We start from the raw sequence: 1,191 nt of genomic DNA on the forward strand, positions 1-1,191 counted from the left end.
CTAGTGAGCCGGTCGCGAGTATCCGGGACGCCACATGAGGTGTGTCTCGTTTCAGATTGTCCGTGAAGTGGTGACGGTCTCTGGCGGCTGAGGTCTGCTGGAGAGATGGCAGACAGCAGACTCGAGCCGGTGGTGTTATCCGAGGACGAGCGGCAGACGTTGACGGGCTGGGCCAGACGTCGCTCGACGGCGCAGGGGCTGGCGATGCGGGCCCGGATCGTGCTGGCCTGCGCCCAGGGCGGCGGCAACGTGGCGGTGGCGGCGCGGTTGCGGCTGGACCGCAAGACGGTGGCGCGCTGGCGCAGCCGGTTCCTGGCCCGACGGCTGGACGGGCTGTCCGATGAGCCGCGGCCGGGCGTGCCGCGCACCATCACCGACGCCCAGGTGGAGGAGGTGGTGGTGCGCACGCTGGAGGAGGTGCCGGCCGGATCCACGCACTGGTCCAAACGAGAACTCGCCCGCCAGGTGGGCATTTCACCGACCAGCGTGGCCAACATCTGGCGGGCGTTCGGGCTGCAACCCTGGCGCACCCAGAACTTCAAGATCTCCACAGATCCGCTGCTGATCGACAAGATCCGTGACGTGGTCGGGCTGTATCTGGCCCCGCCCGCGCATGCGGCGGTGTTCGCTGTCGATGAGAAACCGCAGATCCAGGCGTTGCAGCGGAGCGCGCCGGTACTGCCGATGCTGCCCGGTGTGCCTGAGCGGCGCAGCTTCGACTACGTCCGGCACGGCACCGTGGACCTGTTCGCCGCGCTCAACACCGCCACCGGCAAGGTGATCGGCAAGCTGTCGGCCCGTCACCGCGCCATCGACTTCCGCGACTTCCTCGACGAGATCGACCGCCAGGTCGAACCAGGTCTGGCGGTCCACCTCATCTGCGACAACCTGTCCACCCACAAGGCGCCGGTGGTGCACGCCTGGCTGCTGGCCCATCCGCGTTTCACGTTGCACTTCACCCCGACCTACTCCTCCTGGATCAATCAGGTCGAGCGCTGGTTCGCCGAGTTGGAGCGCCGCTGCCTGGAGCGTGGCAGCTTCTGCTCGTTGGACGCGCTCAAAGCCACGCTGGAGGAATGGATCGAGCTCTGGAACGACAACGCCAAGCCGTTCCGCTGGACCAAGACCGCCGACCAGATCATCGACCGTATCTGTCGCTACTGCGACCGAATCTCAAAGCCGGCTCACTAG

Annotated in this window: 1 protein-coding gene; it reads left to right on the forward strand. The window is 66.8% G+C overall.

All coding sequences use genetic code 11. The features are described from left to right. Positions 1-105: 105 nt before the first annotated feature. Positions 106-1,191 carry an IS630 family transposase gene (locus DMB42_RS52680; RefSeq protein ID WP_125649931.1) on the forward strand — a complete coding sequence of 362 codons (1,086 nt, stop codon included), beginning with the start codon at positions 106-108 and terminating at the stop codon, positions 1,189-1,191.

It is taken from the genome of Nonomuraea sp. WAC 01424, assembly GCF_003947315.1.
Taxonomy (GTDB): Bacteria; Actinomycetota; Actinomycetes; order Streptosporangiales; family Streptosporangiaceae; genus Nonomuraea; species Nonomuraea spiralis.

Excerpts from the sequence above, each read along its gene's own strand:
- DMB42_RS52680 (WP_125649931.1), top strand. The coding sequence starts at position 106 with ATGGCAGACAGCAGACTCGAGCCGGTGGTGTTATCCGAGGACGAGCGG.